The organism is Saccharothrix sp. S26, from assembly GCF_021390395.1.
In the GTDB taxonomy this organism is placed as follows: domain Bacteria; phylum Actinomycetota; class Actinomycetes; order Mycobacteriales; family Pseudonocardiaceae; genus Actinosynnema.
The window spans coordinates 338,731-354,638 of sequence record NZ_JAJUWT010000003.1; the positions used below are offsets into that span (position 1 = coordinate 338,731).

Annotated in this window: 20 protein-coding genes; 14 read left to right on the forward strand and 6 right to left on the reverse strand. The window is 68.5% G+C overall.

The window, feature by feature from the left end; genetic code table 11:
• Nucleotides 1-18 precede the first annotated feature (18 nt).
• Together greA and LZG04_RS06495 are read right to left on the reverse strand one after the other, a co-directional pair.
• Nucleotides 19-513, reverse strand: coding sequence for a transcription elongation factor GreA (gene greA, locus LZG04_RS06490; protein ID WP_233814179.1), 495 nt, complete (start codon nt 511-513; stop codon nt 19-21).
• Nucleotides 514-698: 185 nt separating this feature from the next.
• Nucleotides 699-1,109 carry a DUF4307 domain-containing protein gene (locus LZG04_RS06495; protein ID WP_233814181.1) on the reverse strand — a complete coding sequence of 137 codons (411 nt, stop codon included), beginning with the start codon at nt 1,107-1,109 and terminating at the stop codon, nt 699-701.
• 109 nt (nt 1,110-1,218) lie between these two features.
• Between LZG04_RS06495 and mca the strand changes: the two genes are divergently transcribed.
• The 5 genes from mca to LZG04_RS06520 all read left to right on the forward strand — a co-directional run bounded on the left by mca (nt 1,219) and on the right by LZG04_RS06520 (nt 5,273).
• Nucleotides 1,219-2,100, forward strand: coding sequence for a mycothiol conjugate amidase Mca (gene mca, locus LZG04_RS06500; protein ID WP_233814183.1), 882 nt, complete (start codon nt 1,219-1,221; stop codon nt 2,098-2,100).
• Entirely contained in the window at nt 2,097-2,381 is a 285-nt protein-coding gene (locus LZG04_RS06505; RefSeq protein WP_233814186.1) for a hypothetical protein, read from the forward strand. The genes mca and LZG04_RS06505 overlap by 4 nt, the downstream gene beginning before the upstream one ends.
• A 65-nt stretch (nt 2,382-2,446) precedes the next feature.
• Nucleotides 2,447-4,414, forward strand: coding sequence for a thioredoxin domain-containing protein (locus tag LZG04_RS06510; protein WP_233814188.1), 1,968 nt, complete (start codon nt 2,447-2,449; stop codon nt 4,412-4,414).
• A 75-nt stretch (nt 4,415-4,489) separates the two neighbouring features.
• A complete protein-coding gene (locus tag LZG04_RS06515) occupies nt 4,490-5,047 on the forward strand; it encodes a hypothetical protein (RefSeq protein WP_233814191.1) in 558 nt (185 codons plus the stop codon).
• A gap of 46 nt (nt 5,048-5,093) precedes the next feature.
• Nucleotides 5,094-5,273 carry a hypothetical protein gene (locus LZG04_RS06520; RefSeq protein ID WP_233814193.1) on the forward strand — a complete coding sequence of 60 codons (180 nt, stop codon included), beginning with the start codon at nt 5,094-5,096 and terminating at the stop codon, nt 5,271-5,273.
• A 551-nt stretch (nt 5,274-5,824) separates the two neighbouring features.
• Here LZG04_RS06520 and LZG04_RS06525 read toward each other — a convergent pair.
• Together LZG04_RS06525 and LZG04_RS06530 are read right to left on the reverse strand one after the other, a co-directional pair.
• Nucleotides 5,825-6,502, reverse strand: a complete 678-nt coding sequence (locus tag LZG04_RS06525) for a hypothetical protein (protein WP_233814195.1) — start codon at nt 6,500-6,502, stop codon at nt 5,825-5,827.
• Nucleotides 6,503-6,564: 62 nt separating this feature from the next.
• Nucleotides 6,565-7,002: an NUDIX hydrolase gene (locus tag LZG04_RS06530; RefSeq protein ID WP_233814197.1), complete on the reverse strand. Its 438-nt coding sequence runs from the start codon at nt 7,000-7,002 to the stop codon at nt 6,565-6,567.
• A gap of 102 nt (nt 7,003-7,104) precedes the next feature.
• On the opposite strand from LZG04_RS06530, the gene LZG04_RS06535 reads away from it, so the two are divergent.
• The 8 genes from LZG04_RS06535 (at nt 7,105) to xerC (ending at nt 13,900) form a co-directional block, all read left to right on the forward strand.
• The gene (locus tag LZG04_RS06535; protein WP_233814199.1) at nt 7,105-7,854 is read left to right on the forward strand and encodes a GntR family transcriptional regulator; all 750 of its coding nucleotides are present in this window, start codon (nt 7,105-7,107) and stop codon (nt 7,852-7,854) included.
• A 139-nt stretch (nt 7,855-7,993) separates the two neighbouring features.
• Nucleotides 7,994-8,425, forward strand: coding sequence for a hypothetical protein (locus tag LZG04_RS06540; protein WP_141980707.1), 432 nt, complete (start codon nt 7,994-7,996; stop codon nt 8,423-8,425).
• 13 nt (nt 8,426-8,438) lie between these two features.
• Nucleotides 8,439-8,744, forward strand: coding sequence for a hypothetical protein (locus tag LZG04_RS06545; RefSeq protein WP_233814201.1), 306 nt, complete (start codon nt 8,439-8,441; stop codon nt 8,742-8,744).
• Nucleotides 8,741-8,995, forward strand: coding sequence for a transcriptional regulator (locus LZG04_RS06550; protein ID WP_233814203.1), 255 nt, complete (start codon nt 8,741-8,743; stop codon nt 8,993-8,995). The genes LZG04_RS06545 and LZG04_RS06550 overlap by 4 nt, the downstream gene beginning before the upstream one ends.
• A 346-nt stretch (nt 8,996-9,341) precedes the next feature.
• Nucleotides 9,342-10,814: an FtsK/SpoIIIE domain-containing protein gene (locus LZG04_RS06555; protein ID WP_233814205.1), complete on the forward strand. Its 1,473-nt coding sequence runs from the start codon at nt 9,342-9,344 to the stop codon at nt 10,812-10,814.
• Complete coding sequence (locus LZG04_RS06560; protein ID WP_233814207.1) at nt 10,811-12,448, forward strand: replication initiator; 1,638 nt, start codon at nt 10,811-10,813, stop codon at nt 12,446-12,448. Before LZG04_RS06555 ends, LZG04_RS06560 begins: the two co-directional genes overlap by 4 nt.
• A gap of 12 nt (nt 12,449-12,460) precedes the next feature.
• Nucleotides 12,461-12,640 (forward strand): AlpA family transcriptional regulator, encoded by a 180-nt coding sequence (locus LZG04_RS06565; RefSeq protein WP_073895785.1) that lies wholly within the window; start codon nt 12,461-12,463, stop codon nt 12,638-12,640.
• A gap of 36 nt (nt 12,641-12,676) precedes the next feature.
• The gene (gene xerC, locus LZG04_RS06570) at nt 12,677-13,900 is read left to right on the forward strand and encodes a tyrosine recombinase XerC (RefSeq protein ID WP_233814208.1); all 1,224 of its coding nucleotides are present in this window, start codon (nt 12,677-12,679) and stop codon (nt 13,898-13,900) included.
• Nucleotides 13,901-13,939: 39 nt separating this feature from the next.
• Here the strand turns inward: xerC and LZG04_RS06575 are convergent, their stop codons facing one another.
• Nucleotides 13,940-14,611, reverse strand: a complete 672-nt coding sequence (locus tag LZG04_RS06575; protein WP_233814210.1) for a hemolysin III family protein — start codon at nt 14,609-14,611, stop codon at nt 13,940-13,942.
• Between the two features lie 117 nt (nt 14,612-14,728).
• Here LZG04_RS06575 and LZG04_RS06580 point away from each other — a divergent pair, with 117 nt between their 5' ends.
• Entirely contained in the window at nt 14,729-15,475 is a 747-nt protein-coding gene (locus LZG04_RS06580) for an isoprenyl transferase (RefSeq protein ID WP_267935425.1), read from the forward strand.
• Nucleotides 15,476-15,551: 76 nt separating this feature from the next.
• On the opposite strand, the gene LZG04_RS06585 is transcribed toward LZG04_RS06580, so the two are convergent.
• Entirely contained in the window at nt 15,552-15,908 is a 357-nt protein-coding gene (locus LZG04_RS06585; RefSeq protein WP_233814215.1) for a hypothetical protein, read from the reverse strand.

The window sequence follows — 15,908 nt, forward strand, 5'->3', positions numbered from 1 at the left end:
CATCCGATGTCTTGGGGGTCAGCCGGAGTACGGCACGGCCTTGATCAGCGTGACTTTCATCGTGCTGCCGTTGGGCAGTTCGTACTCACGGGCCTCGCCCTCCTTCGCGCCGAGCAACGCCTTGCCCAGCGGCGACGAGGGGGAGTAGACCTCGAGCGCGCCGTGCGCGCCCTCCTCACGGGTGGCGAGCAGGAACTCCTCCGTCTCGTCGTCCCCGTCGTAACGCACGGTGAGCACCATGCCGGGCGCCGCGACGCCCGTCACCGTGGGTGCCTCGCCGACCTTGGCGACCCTCAGCAGCTCCTGCAGCTGGCGGATGCGGGCCTCCTGCTTGCCCTGCTCCTCGCGTGCCGCGTGGTAGCCACCGTTCTCCCGGAGGTCACCCTCCTCGCGACGCGCGTTGATCTCCGCAGCAATGACCGGGCGATTCTCGATCATCTCGTCCAGCTCAGCCTTGAGCCGGTCGTAGGCCTCCTGGGTCAGCCAGGTCACCTCAGTGTCGCTCACGGTCACCAACTCCTTGTCTTGCTCCGGCCCACGGCGTGGGCTGGCAGTTCCCGGGCGCACCTGCCCGGAACGGAAAAACACGGCCCGCGTCGGGGCCGTGCTGAATGGCCAGAGTAACACGCACAGAACGTTCAGCGACGGCGTTTTGTTCCCGGATCCGCCACTAAACCCGCAGATCACCCGCTTGGCCGCTACCTCGTGGACAGGTACGCCGGAACCTGGTAGGAGCAGCCGAACACCTCTCCGGTGACCGGTGGTTTGGACGTCCGCAGCACGCTCGTCGCGCGCACGGTGCCGGCTCCCGGCTCGACGAGGACTTCGCGCCGCCCCGCCTCGTCACCGTCCTCGGCACGCGCGCGCACGATGCACACGACCGGCTGGTCCGGTGTCTGCCTGACCACCTCGAACGTGATCCGCACCGAGCTGTCGTCGAGCACCTCGAACGCCGTCTGCTTGGCCTCGACGGGCATCGTGCCCAGGTTGCGGTAGCCGACCCACGCGACGACCCCGCCCACCAGCACCGCGATCACGGGGAGTGACCACCGGGCCCACCGGGGCAGGGGCCTGCGGGGCTTGCCGTACCGACCCTCCGGCAGTGCCACTGTCCGAAGCCCTCCTGCCCTGGGGAACAATGTCCCTCGACCACCGCGTTGAGTGTCGCAGGGACCGGGCCGGACGGGTCCGGCAGGGGCGAGGAGGAGCACCACCGTCATGGTTGAGAAGCTGCGCCTGATGGCGGTGCACGCGCACCCGGACGACGAGTCCAGCAAGGGCGCCGCCACGATGGCCCGCTACGTCGCCGAGGGCCACGAGGTCATGGTCGTGACGTGCACGGGCGGTGAGGCGGGCAGCATCCTCAACCCCGCCATGGACCGCCCCGACGTGCTGGAGAACATCGCCGAGATCCGCCGCCAGGAGATGGCCCGCGCCGCCGAGATCCTGGGCGTGCGGCACCGCTGGCTGGGCTTCGTCGACTCGGGCCTGCCCGAGGGCGACCCGCTGCCGCCGCTGCCCGAGGGCTGCTTCGCCCTCGTGCCGCTGGAGGAGTCGACGCCGCCGCTGGTCCAGGTGATCCGCGAGTTCCGCCCGCACGTGATCGTCACCTACGACGAGAACGGCGGCTACCCGCACCCGGACCACATCCGCTGCCACGAGGTGTCGGTCGCCGCCTTCGACGCGGCGGGCGACCCGGAGCGCTACCCCGAGCTGGGCGAGCCGTGGCAGCCGTTGAAGCTGTACTACTCGCACGGCTTCTCCCGCGCGAAGCTGATGGCGTTCCACGAGGCGCTGGTCGCGGCCGGTCAGGAGTCCCCGTACGCCGAGTGGCTGGCCGGCTGGGACGCCGACAGGCCGGACGTCATCGAGCGGGTGACCACGCGCGTCGAGTGCGCCGACTACTTCCCGGTGCGCGATGAGGCCCTCAAGGCCCACGCCACCCAGATCGACCCCGAGAGCCGCTGGTTCGCCGTGCCGCTGGAGATGCAGCGCTCGGTGTGGCCGACGGAGGAGTACGAGTTGGCGCGGTCGCTGGTCGACAGCACCGTGCCCGAGGACGACCTGTTCGCGGGCGTCCGGGAGAGGGTGACCGCGTGACCTCGTTCGACCCGGTCCCGTGGTCGCAGACCACGGCGGTCGTGCTGGCCCGGCAGCCGTCCACCGAGAAGGACCCGGGTGGTCAGCAGGAGGACTTCGGCAAGTCCTCACCGCTGGGCCTGCTGATCCTCGTGCTGTTCTTCATCGCCGTGTTCTTCCTGGTCAAGTCGATGAGCAAGCACCTGAAGAAGCTGCCGGCGTCGTTCGACGAGCCCGAGCCCGAGCCCGAGGCCAAGCCGGAGGCGAAGGCCGGCAACGGCGACGTGAAGAAGGACGACTAGCCGCGCGATCCCGCGCCCGCTCCGACCGTCGCGTCCGGCCGCGGTCGTGGACCTACTGTGGAGCCATGACGAACCGGCTCGCGTCCTCGACCAGCCCGTACCTGCTCCAGCACGCCGAGAACCCGGTGGACTGGTGGCCGTGGTCGCCGGAGGCGTTCGAGCAGGCGCGCGAACGCGGCGTGCCGGTGCTGCTCTCGGTCGGGTACGCGGCGTGCCACTGGTGCCACGTGATGGCGCACGAGTCGTTCGAGGACGAGGCCACCGCGGCGTTCATGAACGAGCACTTCGTCAACGTGAAGGTGGACCGCGAGGAGCGGCCGGACGTGGACGCGGTCTACATGGCCGTCACGCAGGCGCTCAGCGGGCACGGCGGCTGGCCGATGACGGTCTTCCTCACCCCCGACGGCGAGCCGTTCTACGCGGGCACGTACTACCCGCCGTCGCCGCACCCGGGGCTGCCGTCGTTCCGGCAGGTGCTGGAGGCCATCGCGCACGCGTGGCGCGAGCAGGGCGACGAGGTGCGCGAGTCGGCGGCGGGGATCGTGGCGCAGTTGGCGTTCAAGCCGCTGCCGCAGTCCACTGTGGATGACGAAGTGCTGGCCGGCGCGGTGGTGTCGCTGCTCGGGCACTTCGACCGGGCCAACGCCGGGTTCGGCGGCGCGCCGAAGTTCCCGCCGTCGATGGTGCTGGAGTTCCTGCTGCGCCACCACGAGCGGACCGGGTCGGTGCAGGCGCTGTCGATGGCGCGGGCGACGTGCGGCGCCATGGCGAACGGCGGGCTGTACGACCAGTTGGCGGGCGGGTTCGCGCGCTACAGCGTGGACGCGGCGTGGGTGGTGCCGCACTTCGAGAAGATGTTGTACGACAACGCTTTGCTGCTGCGCGCGTACACGCACATGAGCCGCCGTGACGACGACCCGCGCCACCGGCAGGTGGCCCGTGAGACGGCGGAGTTCCTGATCCGCGACCTCGGCACGGACGAAGGCGGGTTCGCCGCGTCGTTGGACGCCGACACCGAGGGCGTCGAAGGCGCCACGTACGTGTGGACGCCCGCGCAGCTGGTCGAGGTGCTCGGGCTGGCGACCGGGGCGCGGGCGGCGGCGCTGTACGGGGTGACCGACGAGGGCACGTTCGAGCACGGCACGTCGACGTTGCGGATGCTCGGCGAGCCCGATCCCGAGATCGCGGCGAAGCTGCTCCGGGCGCGTGACCGCCGGCCGCAGCCGGGGCGTGACGACAAGGTCGTGACGGCGTGGAACGGGCTGGCGATCGCGGCGCTGGCCGAGGCGGGCGCGGTGTTCGGTGAGCCGCGGTGGGTGGAGGCGGCCGTGCGGGCGGCGTCACTGCTCCTGGACGTGCACCTGGTCGACGGAAGGCTGCTGCGCACCTCCCGCCACGGGGTCGCGGGCACGGCGGCGGGCGTGCTGGAGGACTACGGCTGCTTCGCCGACGGGCTGCTGGCGCTGCACCAGGCGACCGGTGACGTCAAGTGGTTCACCGTCGCCTGTGGACTGCTGGACACCGCGCTGGCCCGGTTCGCGGGCGAGGAGCCCGGCGTCTACTACGACACGGCCGACGACGCGGAGGCGTTGGTGCAGCGGCCGTCGGACCCCTCGGACAACGCGACCCCGTCCGGTGCGTCGTCGCTGGCCTCGGCGCTGGTGACGGCGTCCGTGCTGGGCGGGCCGCAGACCTACCGCGACGCGGCCGAGGCCGCCCTGGGCCGGGCCGGGCTGCTGGCGGCGCGCGAGCCCCGGTTCGCCGGGCACTGGTTGAGCGTGGCCGAGGCGTTGGCGCTCGGGCCCGTGCAGGTCGCCGTGGTCGGTGACGCGTCGGAGCTGGTCAGCGCCGCGTGGCACGGGGTGCACGGCGGTGGCGTGGTGGTCGCGGGGGAGCCGGGTTCGGCCCCGTTGCTGGCCGACCGGCCGTTGGTGGACGGCGGCGCGGCGGCTTACGTGTGCCGCGGGTACGTGTGCGACCGGCCCGTGACGACGGTGGAGGACCTGACCGCGGCGCTGGCTGTCCACCGGTAGCGAACCACGGCGCTGGGTCGTCGTAACGCGCGTAGCGTCGGCATCGTCGTAATCATGTAATCGAGGTGGTGCGAGATGCGACGTGGATGGGGAGGCCGGGGCGGCCGGCAGCAGGCCGAGCAGCCACCGGCGGACGACGCGGCGGGCTGGTTCAGCGGCAGGCTGCCCGACGGCTGGTTCACCGGCGCGCCGGACGTGACCGTGGACCGCGAGGAGATCCTGGTCGTCGGCACGCTGCCCGACCTGGAGGGCGAGTTCGCCGACGACGCCGAACGCGCGGCGGCCGAAGCGGGCCGGATCAGCCGGTTCCGCGAGCAGACCAGGGACGAGCGGATCGAGATCGCCCGCCAAGCCGAGCACCGCTACCGGCGCAAGGTCGCGTGGGGCGCGCGGCTCGGTGGCACGGAGGAGCTGTTCACCACGCTGTCGGTGCCCGTGATGACGCGGCTGCGGCAGCCCGAGCGGATGGTGCTGGACACGCTGGTCGCGGCGGGCGTGGCGCGGTCGCGCTCGGAGGCCCTGGCGTGGGCCGTGCGGCTGGTCGGCGAGCACGCGGACGCGTGGCTGACCGAACTGCGCGAGGCGATGACCCGGGTGGACGACCTGCGCGCCCAAGGCCCCGACCTCGCGTGACGCCACCCCCGTTCCCGGCTGGCTCGGGACCGGGGGTGTCCCCGTCATGCCGACCGCGTCCCACGAGCCGGCCCGGCCCCCGTCCGCGGACCGCGGTTTCCGCCGGGTGGTCGACCCGGTCGACGGCCAGGTCCACCTGTACGCGACGAACTCCCCGGACGTCACCGGCCGCACGATGTATGGAAAACAGGGCCCAGCCGACCCCATAGCCGCTGGTCAGGAGTAGATCGCGAACCAGATGGCGATGATCTGGTCACTGGTTGGAAACCTCGTGGCGAAGGACGCCTGAAATCGCCTTCTAGCTGCGACGATGGCACTCAACGGTTCTCCACACTTCTCACCGTCTCCCGACGTCTGACGGCCTGGAGACGGCCTGATCAAGGACGGGCACCACCACGGCACAACGCGTGTCAGGTGGTGCCCGTTCGCGTGTCTGCGCCTGGTGCTTCCAGCCGAACCACCTCCTCGATGGCAAGGCGGCGAAGCCGTCGCGGCAGCCGATCGCCGTGCCCAGCCCGACCAGGCCGCGTGACCGCGCGATCGTCCCGGCCGGTGTCCCTGCCGAGCTGCTTCACGCCACGCCTCCAGCCTGCCGCGTGCTGCCACCCGACCACGTGCACCGACTCCGCGCCCGGCCGACGGGCGAAGCGGAGCGGGAGCCCGGCGTGCCGGGATGCGGGGAGTCGGTGCGAACGTGCGTCGGACCCTGCCGCGCGCCGCCGCAGGCGGCGCGCCTTGATCCCATACAGCACAATTCGGCAATGTATCGGAATACTGTTACAGGCTGACGCTGTTGAGGTCGACCTGCATCCGTTGGCGCAAGACCGTTATGCGACTTTGTAGTTCCTTGAACCGACGCTCTTCTTCGTCGTCGTCCGGGCTGGCTACGTAGTGCATCAAAGCTAGCGTGACGTCCATCGCGGGACGGTGAAGTCTTCCTTCGCTGAGGAACCCTGCTTCGGCCACGCCTGTGAATAGATCTTCAAGCGCTATATGGGTCGCATTATCCAAGTTGGTGAAGCCGACCTTGGTCAAAAGTTCCCGTCGTCGAGCTTCGGTGAACTCTTTCATCTCTTTTTCCAGTTCGGCGTTTACTATGGCCGTCACCTGTTTGGTGAAATTTTCTGCCGGTGTGCCTGTAAGTTCTTTGGGGATGCTATCTGCAATGTGCTGCGCGATAACATCGTCTAGCTTCTTTCCCTTTATGGTCGCATTTTCGCGGATGGCTCGACGTGCCAGGCGGTCTGATGTGGCGAACGCGGTTGCGCGTTCAATTTTTCCGAGCAGGCGACTGTAAGTCTGGCGTTTCTCTTTCTCGAGTTCGAGGTCGCTCTTGTTCTGATCTTGAAGTACGGCGACCTCTTTACTTGTTCTCCTTTGCTGGGCACCTGTTCGAAAAGTTCCATAGATGCCCGCCAGGCCGACTAGGGCGGTTCCGATCCATTCGTATGCCATGGCTGCCTAACGCGCTGTTCGAGTGCATTATCTACGCTATTGGAATTAGCTGGCAGGCGAAATCACTCATGCTCGGATGGGATCGTATGGACCCCGTCGTGGGCGCGTGTGAATGGTCCTGTTTCAAGTGCATCTGCCACTCGTATGGCGTATGCCGGTGTCATCATGTCAATGGCATCCTCTGGGGCGGCCCAGCGAATTTCGGCCGCCTCTACTGTAGGTCCGCCGGATTCATTTAATGGAGTACAGCGGTAAACCAAGGCGACGATGCCCCGTTTCATGTTCTTGTAAACTCCCGTTAGGCGCTCGACCTGAGTGGATATCCCGGTTTCCTCAAGGATTTCACGTCGAACGCCTTCCTCGATCGTCTCGGTCAGCTCAAGTACTCCGCCGGGTGGCTCCCAATGGCCGTTGTCTCGACGACGGATGATGAGGACTTCGCCCGACTCGTTTACGACGATTCCGGCGACGCTGACCGAATGGCGCGGCGTGTCTGCCATTGCTCCGGCTTTCGTTCGCGAGGCCCCTGTGGGACCATGTACACGTCTAGTCGTCTGTAGGAGTAGGAGACCATGCTCGATCTAGGGACTATAGACAGAACAGTGGATCGTCCGCCGTATCGGCAGATCGCTGACATCCTGCGTCAGCACATCGAGCGCGGTCGCCTGGCTCCTGGCGAGCAGTTGCCGTCCGAGGCGGTGATGATCGAGCACTATGGCGTGGCGCGGATGACGGTTCGTGAGGCCATCAAGGAGCTCCGAACCGAGGGCCTGGTGGTGGCGCAGCACGGCAAGGGTGTCTTCGTGCGGTCGGCTCCACCGGTGCGTCGGCTGGCGTCGGACCGGTTCGCGCGGCGGCATCGGCAGGAGGGGAAGTCGGCCTTCCTGGCTGAGGCGGAGGCGGCTGGGCATGTGCCGGGGGTCGACCAGATCCGGGTCACGAACGAGCCTGCGTCGGCTGAGGTGGCGGAGCGGTTGGGGTTGAAGCCGTGGGAAAGGGTGATCGTGAGGGCGCGCCGGTACCTGGCTGATGGGCGGCCGGTGGAGGTGGCCACGTCGTACATCCCGGAGTCGATTGCCAAGGGGACGGCCATCGCGGAGGTCAACACCGGGCCTGGTGGGATCTACGCGCGGATCGAGGAGGCGGGGTACGAGCTGGCGCGGTTCACCGAAGAGGTGTCAGCGCGGATGCCTACGCCGGATGAGCGCAAGACGTTGGAGATCGGGTCTGGGTCGCCAGTGTTGACGTTGGTCCGTACGGCGTTCGACACCAAGGGCCGTGCAGTGGAAGTCTGCGACACGGTCAAGGTGGCCACGTCCTTCGTGCTGGAGTACGACGTCCCGGCCAAGTGAGCTGGTTGCAAAAGCGAAGAGAAAGGCGGAGTAGTTGAGCTCCTCTAGACGACTAGGTACGGTGGACTTGTCTAGAGGACTAGGTGAGCTGATCGGCTCCGGACAAGGAGCCCAAAGCAAGACCGAGAAAGGTCGCACGATGGCTATTCCTGCTGGTCACAGGTTCCCGATTACCTTCGACGAGCTGTTCCCGCAAGGGTTCTTCGTGCTGAAGGTGGAGCGGGCGCAGGAGTTCAATGAGGGCAAGGCACCGCGCCCGGCCAACGACAAGGTGACGGGCCTGCCCGTGTGGACGGTGCAGGGCACTGACCCTTCGGCGCGGGGCAAGAACACCGGGGCGGTGGTCAAGATCGCGTCGGAGTACCAGCCGGTTCCGCCGGAGGTGCTGCCCGGTACGCCGTTCCGTCCTGCGGTCTTCACGGGGTTGAAGGTGTCGCCGTACGTCCGGGATGGCTGGGTCAACTACACGATCTGGGCCGAGGAGATGTTGTCGCCGCAGGACGCGGCCAAGGGGCGTCGGGGCAACGGCAAGTCCGACTCGTCGGCGGGCGCTCCGCCGGTTGCGGCCTGAGAGGGGACGGGTCGTGGAGATCGAAGGGTTGTTGACGCCTGGTCCGAACGCCAGGCCGGAGGTGGTGACCAAGCCGGGTACGGACTGGTACGGGCTGCGGCTGGTGATGGATCCCGGTGAGGTCGTGTTGGGGCTGCCGGAGGATGAGGACGGGCGGGCGAGGTTGGCGACCTTCCTGACCGAGCTGGGCAGGGCGGCGTACTTCCTCGCCGGGGTGCTCGATCCGTCGCCGAACCACCTGTTGATGCCGGGAGGCGGCACGGTGCTGTCGGACGCCACGTTCTACGGGGAGTCGGGGCCGGGGAGTCGACCGCGATGACCGCTGCCGCCGGTGCCAAGTCGAAGTACACGGTGTTCTTACGGGCGAACTCGTTCGGGCGGGCCATGGCGTTGGCGGGGTTCCGGTCGGAGTACGCGTTGGCCAAGGCCATGGGGCTCAACCGGTCGACGGTGAAGCGCGTGCGGACCGGTGAGTTGATGCCGGGATCGGGGTTCATCGCCGGTGCGTTGAAGGCTCTCGCGCCGATGGCGTTCGAAGACCTGTTCGAGGTCGACGTCAACGAGGAGTGACCGTGCCTGCGGGCGCGTGACAACTGAACAGAACGCGGCTGGTCGGTGTGGTCGCGGGGAGACAGTCCAAGTCTTGGCGGGCTCCGGCTGTCTCCCTGCGACTCACCTGACTGGCTTCGCCATGCACTTTCGTTGACACACAAGGGATTCCAGTCATGTCAAGGGTATCTCGTCGCGGGGGACGTGCGTCAAGTCGGGCCGTCGCCCCGTCAGGGTGGAAGCTGTCCAACGGTTCGAAGTGCCAGCGGTGCAAGCGGTTCGGTGTGTTCGCGCCCGGACAGCTCGCCTGCTGCGCCTGCCTGGGCTGGCTCGCGCTGATCTTCGCCCCGGCAAGGGGCGGGGCCTGATGGCGCGGTGGGTTGACCCGGCTCCGTTCGAGGGTGCTCGGCCTCGGGTGCCGTGGTGGGCGTTGGTGCCGGGCAAGCTCAAATGGCTGGCCCTGCTGGTCGCGGTGGTGTGGCTGGCGCTGGTCGGTGTCGTGCGCCTGGTGCTCGTCGTGGTCCGGTACCCGGTGGTCACGCTGGTGCCGTTGACGGCGGCCTGGTGCTGGCTGCGGTTCGGGCTGTCGCCGCTGGTCCTGGCCTTGCTGAGCCTGACGGCGGGGCTCACGGTCTGGGCCGGCCTGGATCGGCGGTCGTTCCTGCGGCACGTGTGGTTCCGGCTGGTCACCGAGTACCGGCGGGCGACGGTCTACGTGCCGCGTTGGCGCACCACCATGCGCCTGGCTGAGCTGGCCAAGGACAACCGGGGACGTGAGTACCGGCCCAAGTTGCGGCACATCCGGTCCGAGGGTTGGCGGGATCGGGTCCGGGTGCGGATGATCCCGGCGCAGGCACCAGAGGCGTGGGAGCTGCGCCGTGACGGCCTGGCGCACTCGTTCGGGGCGCAGTCGTGCCGGGTCCGGGTGCTGCGGCCGAAGGTGATCGAACTCGACTTCATCCACTCCGACCCGTTGGCGCGGTCGCTGCCGGTGCCGTCCCTGGCCGACGATGCGGACGCGGTAGATCTCAAGCGGGTGGTAATCGGGCGCACGGAGACCGGTAAGCCGTGGCGGATTCGCTTGCAGGGCAACCAAGTCCTCGGCGTCGGCGTGCAGGGTGCGGGCAAGGGGTCGGTGCTGTGGTCGATCATCTGGCACCTTGCGCCAGCGGTGCGTGCTGGTCTCGTGCGCCTGGTCGGGATCGACCCCAAGGGCGGTATGGAGCTGGGGCAGTGCCCGGACGCGTTCGCCCGGCTGGTGTTCGTCAACGGCCGTGAGGCGGTCGAGCTGCTGGAAGAGATCGCTGCCGAGGTCAAGGAGCGGGCTTCGCGGTATCGGGGCGTCCGCCGGCTGTGGGCTCGCTCGAACGGTGAGCCGTTCACGGTGCTGGTGGTCGATGAGCTGGCGGACCTGATCGCCTACCAACCGGACAAGGGTCTGCGTGAGCGGGCCACTCGCGCTATCCAGACCATCACCTCACAGGGTCGCGCTCCGGGCTTCTGCGTCCTGGGCCTGGTGCAAGACCCGCGCAAGGAGGTCGTGGGCTTCCGACACCTGTTCGGTACCCGCGTGGCGCTGCGCCTGGACGAGTCGGCGCAGGTGGACATGGTCTTGGGCGACGGTGCCCGTGCCCGTGGCGCTGCGGCTCACGAGATCAGCGAGCAGACACCCGGCGTGGCCTGGGTGAAGACCGATGGACGCGGTGAGCCTGAGCGCGTGCGGGCCTTCCACGTCACCGACGCCGACCTGGTCGAGCTGGGTGTCTACCTGGCCGACGCGACCGTGCACGAGTTCCCAAACCGACCCGATGGCGACGCGACCGGAGGTGCTGCGGCATGACCACCCCTGTTGTTCCTGCGGTGCCGCTCGACGTGGCGGGCATGACCTCGGCCGAACGCGCCCGCCTGCCGCTGTCCCTCGACGTGGTCAAGGCGGCGGCCGAGCAACACGGCGTCTGCACCCGGCCCGTGCTGCGGGAAGTCGTGGACCTGGACACCGGAGAGGTGCGGATCGTCGGCATCCGCTGCAACTCCACCCAGGCGTCCAAGTGCCCGGCCTGCGCCGAACGCAACCGCCGCTCCCGCATGGCCCAGTGCCGTGAGGGCTGGCATCTCGACCACGAGCCCGTGGCCGAACGTCACGCGCCCACGGTCGACCAGGTCGAGCTCGTCACCTACCGCTCGGACCTGACCGCCGAGTACCGCCGTGCCGTGGCTGAGGGTGCCGAAGACCAGGTGGAAGACCTACGCGAGGGCATCCGGGAAGCGGACACCGACCTCAAGCGGGAGGGAGTCCGCGGGAACCTCCCCAACGTCGAGCGTCCTGGTCGACCGGCGCCCACGCGCTCCACCCGGCGCAGGCAGGACGCGCCCAACCTGCCTCGTCGCAAGGTCGCCAAGCGCACCGTGGGGCGGGAGTTCGCGGGCAAGTACCGGCCCTCGACGTTCATCACGCTCACGCTCGACAGCTACGGCAAGGTCGGACCGGAGGGTGCCCCGCTCGACCCGGACACCTACGACTACCGGCGGGCGGCTCGGGACGCCGTGCACTTCGCCTCCCTGGTCGACCGATGGTGGCAGAACCTGCGTCGGGTCGTCGGCTGGGACGTCCAGTACTTCGGCACGGTCGAACCGCAGCGTCGGATCACGCCTCATGCGCACTTCGCCGTGCGCGGGTCGATCCCGCACAAGGTCGTCCGCCAGGTCACGGCGGCCACGTACTTGCAGGTCTGGTGGCCCCAGCACGACCGGATGATCTACGGCGGTGACCGGCTGCCGGTCTGGGACATGCGCACCAAGGGCTTCGTGGACCCGGACACCGAACAGCCGCTGACCACCTGGGCCGACGCCGTGGCAGACCTCGACGCACCGGCCCACGTAGTCGAGTTCGGCCGCCAGGTTCACTCGAAAGGCATCCTTGGCGGCACAGAGGAGTCCGGGCGGCACATCGGCTACCTGACCAAGTACCTCACCAAGTCCATCACCGAAGTGGTCGACGCGGACACCTCGCCCCGACTCGCCGACCATGCCGACCGCCTGGCCGCTGAGCTGGCCGCCACGCCGTGCTCGGAGCGCTGCGCGGTCTGGCTGCTCTATGGCGTCCAACCCAAGGGCGTCACGTCCAAGGCCACACCCGGCCACTGCAAGGGCAAGGCGCACCGCCGGGACACCCTCGGCCTTCCTGGTCGCCGTGTCCTGGTCTCCCGGCGCTGGTCGGGCAAGACGCTGGCCGAGCACAAGGCGGATCGGGCCACGTTCGTCCGCGAGGCGCTCAAAGCCGCTGGCATCGCCAAGCCGGAAGACGACCGGTCACGCCTCCAGTGGGGACCAGTCCGGCCCGGTGATCCACACGCCCCGTCCCGGGCAGAGCTGCTGATGCACATGATCGCCCAGCGGCTCGCCTGGCAGGCCGAGTACCAGCAGGCACAAGCGGCGCTGGCACCTCCGCCGGACCTTTCAGCAATCGCAGCTTGATCAAGGGGAGCCGTGGGGGAGATCGAACCGCTGTGGGGAGTGGAAGAGGTCTCGGCGTTCCTGGGAGTGCCGGTGAAGACGCTCTACCAGTGGAAATGGCGTCGCTACGGGCCGCCGGTGCGGAAGGTCGGCAAGCACCTCCGCTACGTGCCCGCACAAGTCCGTCGATGGGTTGAAGACCTCGCCGCCTAGCTGTTTCAGCAGTTCAAACGACAGGAGGAGTCTGCCGTGGGCCACATCCAAGATCGCTGGTGGAAGGAGGAGCGCGACCCCGTGACGCAGCAGGTCACGCGGGTCAAGACCTCCTCGTACGGCAAGGGCCTGCGCTACAAGGTCCGCTACCTCGACCCGCAAGGCGTCGAGAAGAGCAAGAGCTTTCCGGACCGACAGAAGAAGCGAGCGGAGGACTTCCTGCTGGAGGTCGAGTCGGACAAGCGGGAAGGCAAGTACGTCGACCCGAAAGCCGGAGAGATCAAGTTCTCCAAGTACGTGGAGACCTGGTTCGGCGGCCAGTCCCAGGACGCCGCCACGCAGGAGAACCTGCGCAGCCAGGTGGACAAGCGACTGGTCCCCTTCTTCGGCGGGATGGCCATGAAGTCGATCACCATCCCGAGGGTCCGGGAGTGGTTGGGCTCGATGGGTGAGGCCGGTCTGAGTCTCCGCTACCAGCAACTTCTGTTCGACCGGCTGTCCTCGATCCTGAACGCGGCGGTGGAGGAGAAGATCATCACTGGCAACCCGTGCAAGGCCCGGAGCGTGCAGCGGCCGTCACCGCCGGAGCGACGCATCAAGCCGTGGCTGGAAGCACGGATGCGGGCGGTCCAACTCGCCCTGCCGGTGGAGTACAAGATCGCCTTGATACTCGCTGCGGGTACCGGCCTGCGCCAAGGTGAGATCTTCGGCCTGGGCGTGGACGAGATTGACCGGGACGCCCGTGAGCTGCACGTCGTCCGTCAAGTCCGGATCGTCGGCAACCAGCTCGTCTACGCACTACCCAAGAGCAAGAAGGCGCGCACGGTGCCGCTCGGTGACGGCGTCCTGGACGCGCTGGATGACCACATGGCGGCTCACCCGCCGGTTGACGTCACCCTGCCGTGGGACCGGCCCGGCGGTGACCCGGTGACCGTGCGCTTGGTGCTCACGATGGATGGTGGGGCGGTCCGACGCCAGGTGTTCAACATGGGCATCTGGCGTCCGGCCTTCGAGGCGGCAGGACTGGAGTACCGGGAGCGTGAGGACGGGATGCACGGCCTCCGGCACCTCTACGCGTCCAGTCAGCTGGAGAACGGCGTCTCCATCAAGGCCCTGTCCGCCCACCTCGGGCACCACGATCCGGGCTTCACGCTCCGCACCTACACCCACCTGATGCCGACCAGCCACGACAAGAGCCGCAAGGCCGCCAACCGCCTCTTCAAGCCCAAGAAGCGCGTTGACGGCCTGGAGACGGCCTGATCATGGAAAACGACTACCGGCCGACCATAAAACCGCTGGTCAGGAGTAGATCGCGAACCAGATGGCGATGTAGTGGCACAACGCCGCCAGCACGGTCGCGGCGTGGAAGAACTCGTGGTAGCCGAAGACTTCCGGCCAGGGGTTCGGCCAGCGGGTGGCGTAGAAGACGGCGCCGGCGGTGTAGAGGAGGCCGCCCACCAGCAGCAGGACCAGGGCCGCCACGCCGACGTGCTCCAGCAGGTCGGGCAGGACGAAGACGGCCACCCAGCCCAGCGCGATGTAGATCGGCACGCCGAGCCAGCGCGGCGCGTGGGGCCAGGCCAGTTTCAGCGTCACGCCGCCCAGCGCGCCCAGCCACACCACGAGCAGCACGACGTTGCCGGTGGCCGGTGGCATGGCCAGCAGGGCGAACGGGGTGTAGGTGCCCGCGATGAAGACGAAGATCATCGAGTGGTCGAGGCGCTTCATCCACGTCCGGGCGCGCACGCTGACCCAGTTCACCCGGTGGTACAGGGCGCTGACGCCGAACAGGCCGAGCACCGTCGCCCCGTACACGGACGTGGCCAGCGCGGCCTTCGCCGACACGGTGGCCGCGGCCAGGGCGACCAGCGTCGCGCCCGTCGCCACGGACACCACGAACGACCAGAGGTGCAGCCATCCTCGCAAGCGCGGCCGCAGCGCCGGCTGCGGCTGGTGAGTCGACGTGGTCACGCACCGAGGTTACGGGAGCGTAGGTGACCCGGTCAGCACACGACGGCGTGACCGCGCCCACCCGGCGTACGCTCTTCCAGCGTGGGTCTTCGCGAGCGCATCAAGGACAAGCTCCTCCTGCCGGTCTACGAGTACCGGCTGAACCGGTGGCTCGACGGCAAGCAACGACCACGTCACGTCGGCGTGGTGCTCGACGGCAACCGCCGGTGGGCCAAGGAAGCCGGCTTCACCGACGTCGCGCACGGCCACCGCGCCGGCGCGCGCAAGATCCTGGAGCTGCTGAGCTGGTGCCGCGAGGCCGAGGTCGAGGTCGTCACGCTGTGGATGCTGTCCACGGACAACCTCAACCGCCCGGCCGAAGAGCTGGAGCCCCTGCTCGACATCATCGCCGACATCGTCGACGAGCTCGCCGAGCCCGGTAACCCGTGGCGCATCCGGCACGTCGGCGCGCTGGACATGCTGCCCACCGAGACCGCCGCCCGGCTGTCCGCCGCGGCGCTGCGCACCAAGGGCCGCACCGGCCTGGAGGTCAACGTCGCGGTCGGTTACGGCGGCCGGCAGGAGATCGCCGACGCGGTCCGCAAGCTGCTGCAGAAGCACGCCGAGTCCGGCGGCACGATCGAGGAGCTGGCCGAGGTCCTCGACGTCGACCACATCGCCGAGCACCTCTACACCTCCGGCCAGCCCGACCCCGACCTGCTCATCCGCACCTCCGGCGAGCAGCGGCTGTCCGGGTTCATGCTCTGGCAGTCCGCGCACTCCGAGTTCTGGTTCACCGAGGCCTACTGGCCCGAGTTCCGCCGCACCGACTTCCTGCGCGCCCTGCGCGACTACGCCGTCCGGCACCGCCGCTTCGGTTCCTGACCGCCGACCCCGGACAACGCCCGAGGGCGGCACCCCCCGACCGGGAAGTGCCGCCCTCGAGAACTCCAGCGTTGGCTCAGTCCTCCGAGCTGTTGTCCCCGGCGGAGTCCGAGTCGTTGTCGTCGTTGTCGGTCGCGATGCAGTAGCTCTCGTCGTTGTTCGAGAGGATCGGGATCGCGATGACGTTGACCTCCAGCTCGCAGAGGTTGACCTGGCTCAGCAGGTCGGAGTCGTTGCCGAAGTTGATGAGGCCGAACTGGTCGGCGACCGTCTCCTCGTCCGCGTCGTCCTCGAAGTACTGCTGGTTGTGGAGCTCGCCGATGGCGGTGTAGTGGCCGTCGTCGTAGTCCCCGTGCGGAGTCGCGAACGCGGGGGAGCCCAGCAGCATCAGACCGGCCGCAGCGATGGCGACGGCACCTGCCTTCTTGAACAT

What these genes read in the sequence shown, in the direction of transcription:
- mca (WP_233814183.1), top strand. Translation starts at nt 1,219, where the DNA reads ATGGTTGAGAAGCTGCGCCTGATGGCGGTGCACGCGCACCCGGACGAC.
- LZG04_RS06510 (WP_233814188.1), top strand. Translation starts at nt 2,447, where the DNA reads ATGACGAACCGGCTCGCGTCCTCGACCAGCCCGTACCTGCTCCAGCAC.
- LZG04_RS06515 (WP_233814191.1), top strand. Translation starts at nt 4,490, where the DNA reads ATGCGACGTGGATGGGGAGGCCGGGGCGGCCGGCAGCAGGCCGAGCAG.
- LZG04_RS06520 (WP_233814193.1), top strand. Translation starts at nt 5,094, where the DNA reads ATGCCGACCGCGTCCCACGAGCCGGCCCGGCCCCCGTCCGCGGACCGC.
- LZG04_RS06525 (WP_233814195.1), bottom strand. Translation starts at nt 6,502, where the DNA reads ATGGCATACGAATGGATCGGAACCGCCCTAGTCGGCCTGGCGGGCATC.
- LZG04_RS06530 (WP_233814197.1), bottom strand. Translation starts at nt 7,002, where the DNA reads ATGGCAGACACGCCGCGCCATTCGGTCAGCGTCGCCGGAATCGTCGTA.
- LZG04_RS06540 (WP_141980707.1), top strand. Translation starts at nt 7,994, where the DNA reads ATGGCTATTCCTGCTGGTCACAGGTTCCCGATTACCTTCGACGAGCTG.
- LZG04_RS06550 (WP_233814203.1), top strand. Translation starts at nt 8,741, where the DNA reads ATGACCGCTGCCGCCGGTGCCAAGTCGAAGTACACGGTGTTCTTACGG.
- LZG04_RS06555 (WP_233814205.1), top strand. Translation starts at nt 9,342, where the DNA reads ATGGCGCGGTGGGTTGACCCGGCTCCGTTCGAGGGTGCTCGGCCTCGG.
- LZG04_RS06560 (WP_233814207.1), top strand. Translation starts at nt 10,811, where the DNA reads ATGACCACCCCTGTTGTTCCTGCGGTGCCGCTCGACGTGGCGGGCATG.
- LZG04_RS06585 (WP_233814215.1), bottom strand. Translation starts at nt 15,908, where the DNA reads ATGTTCAAGAAGGCAGGTGCCGTCGCCATCGCTGCGGCCGGTCTGATG.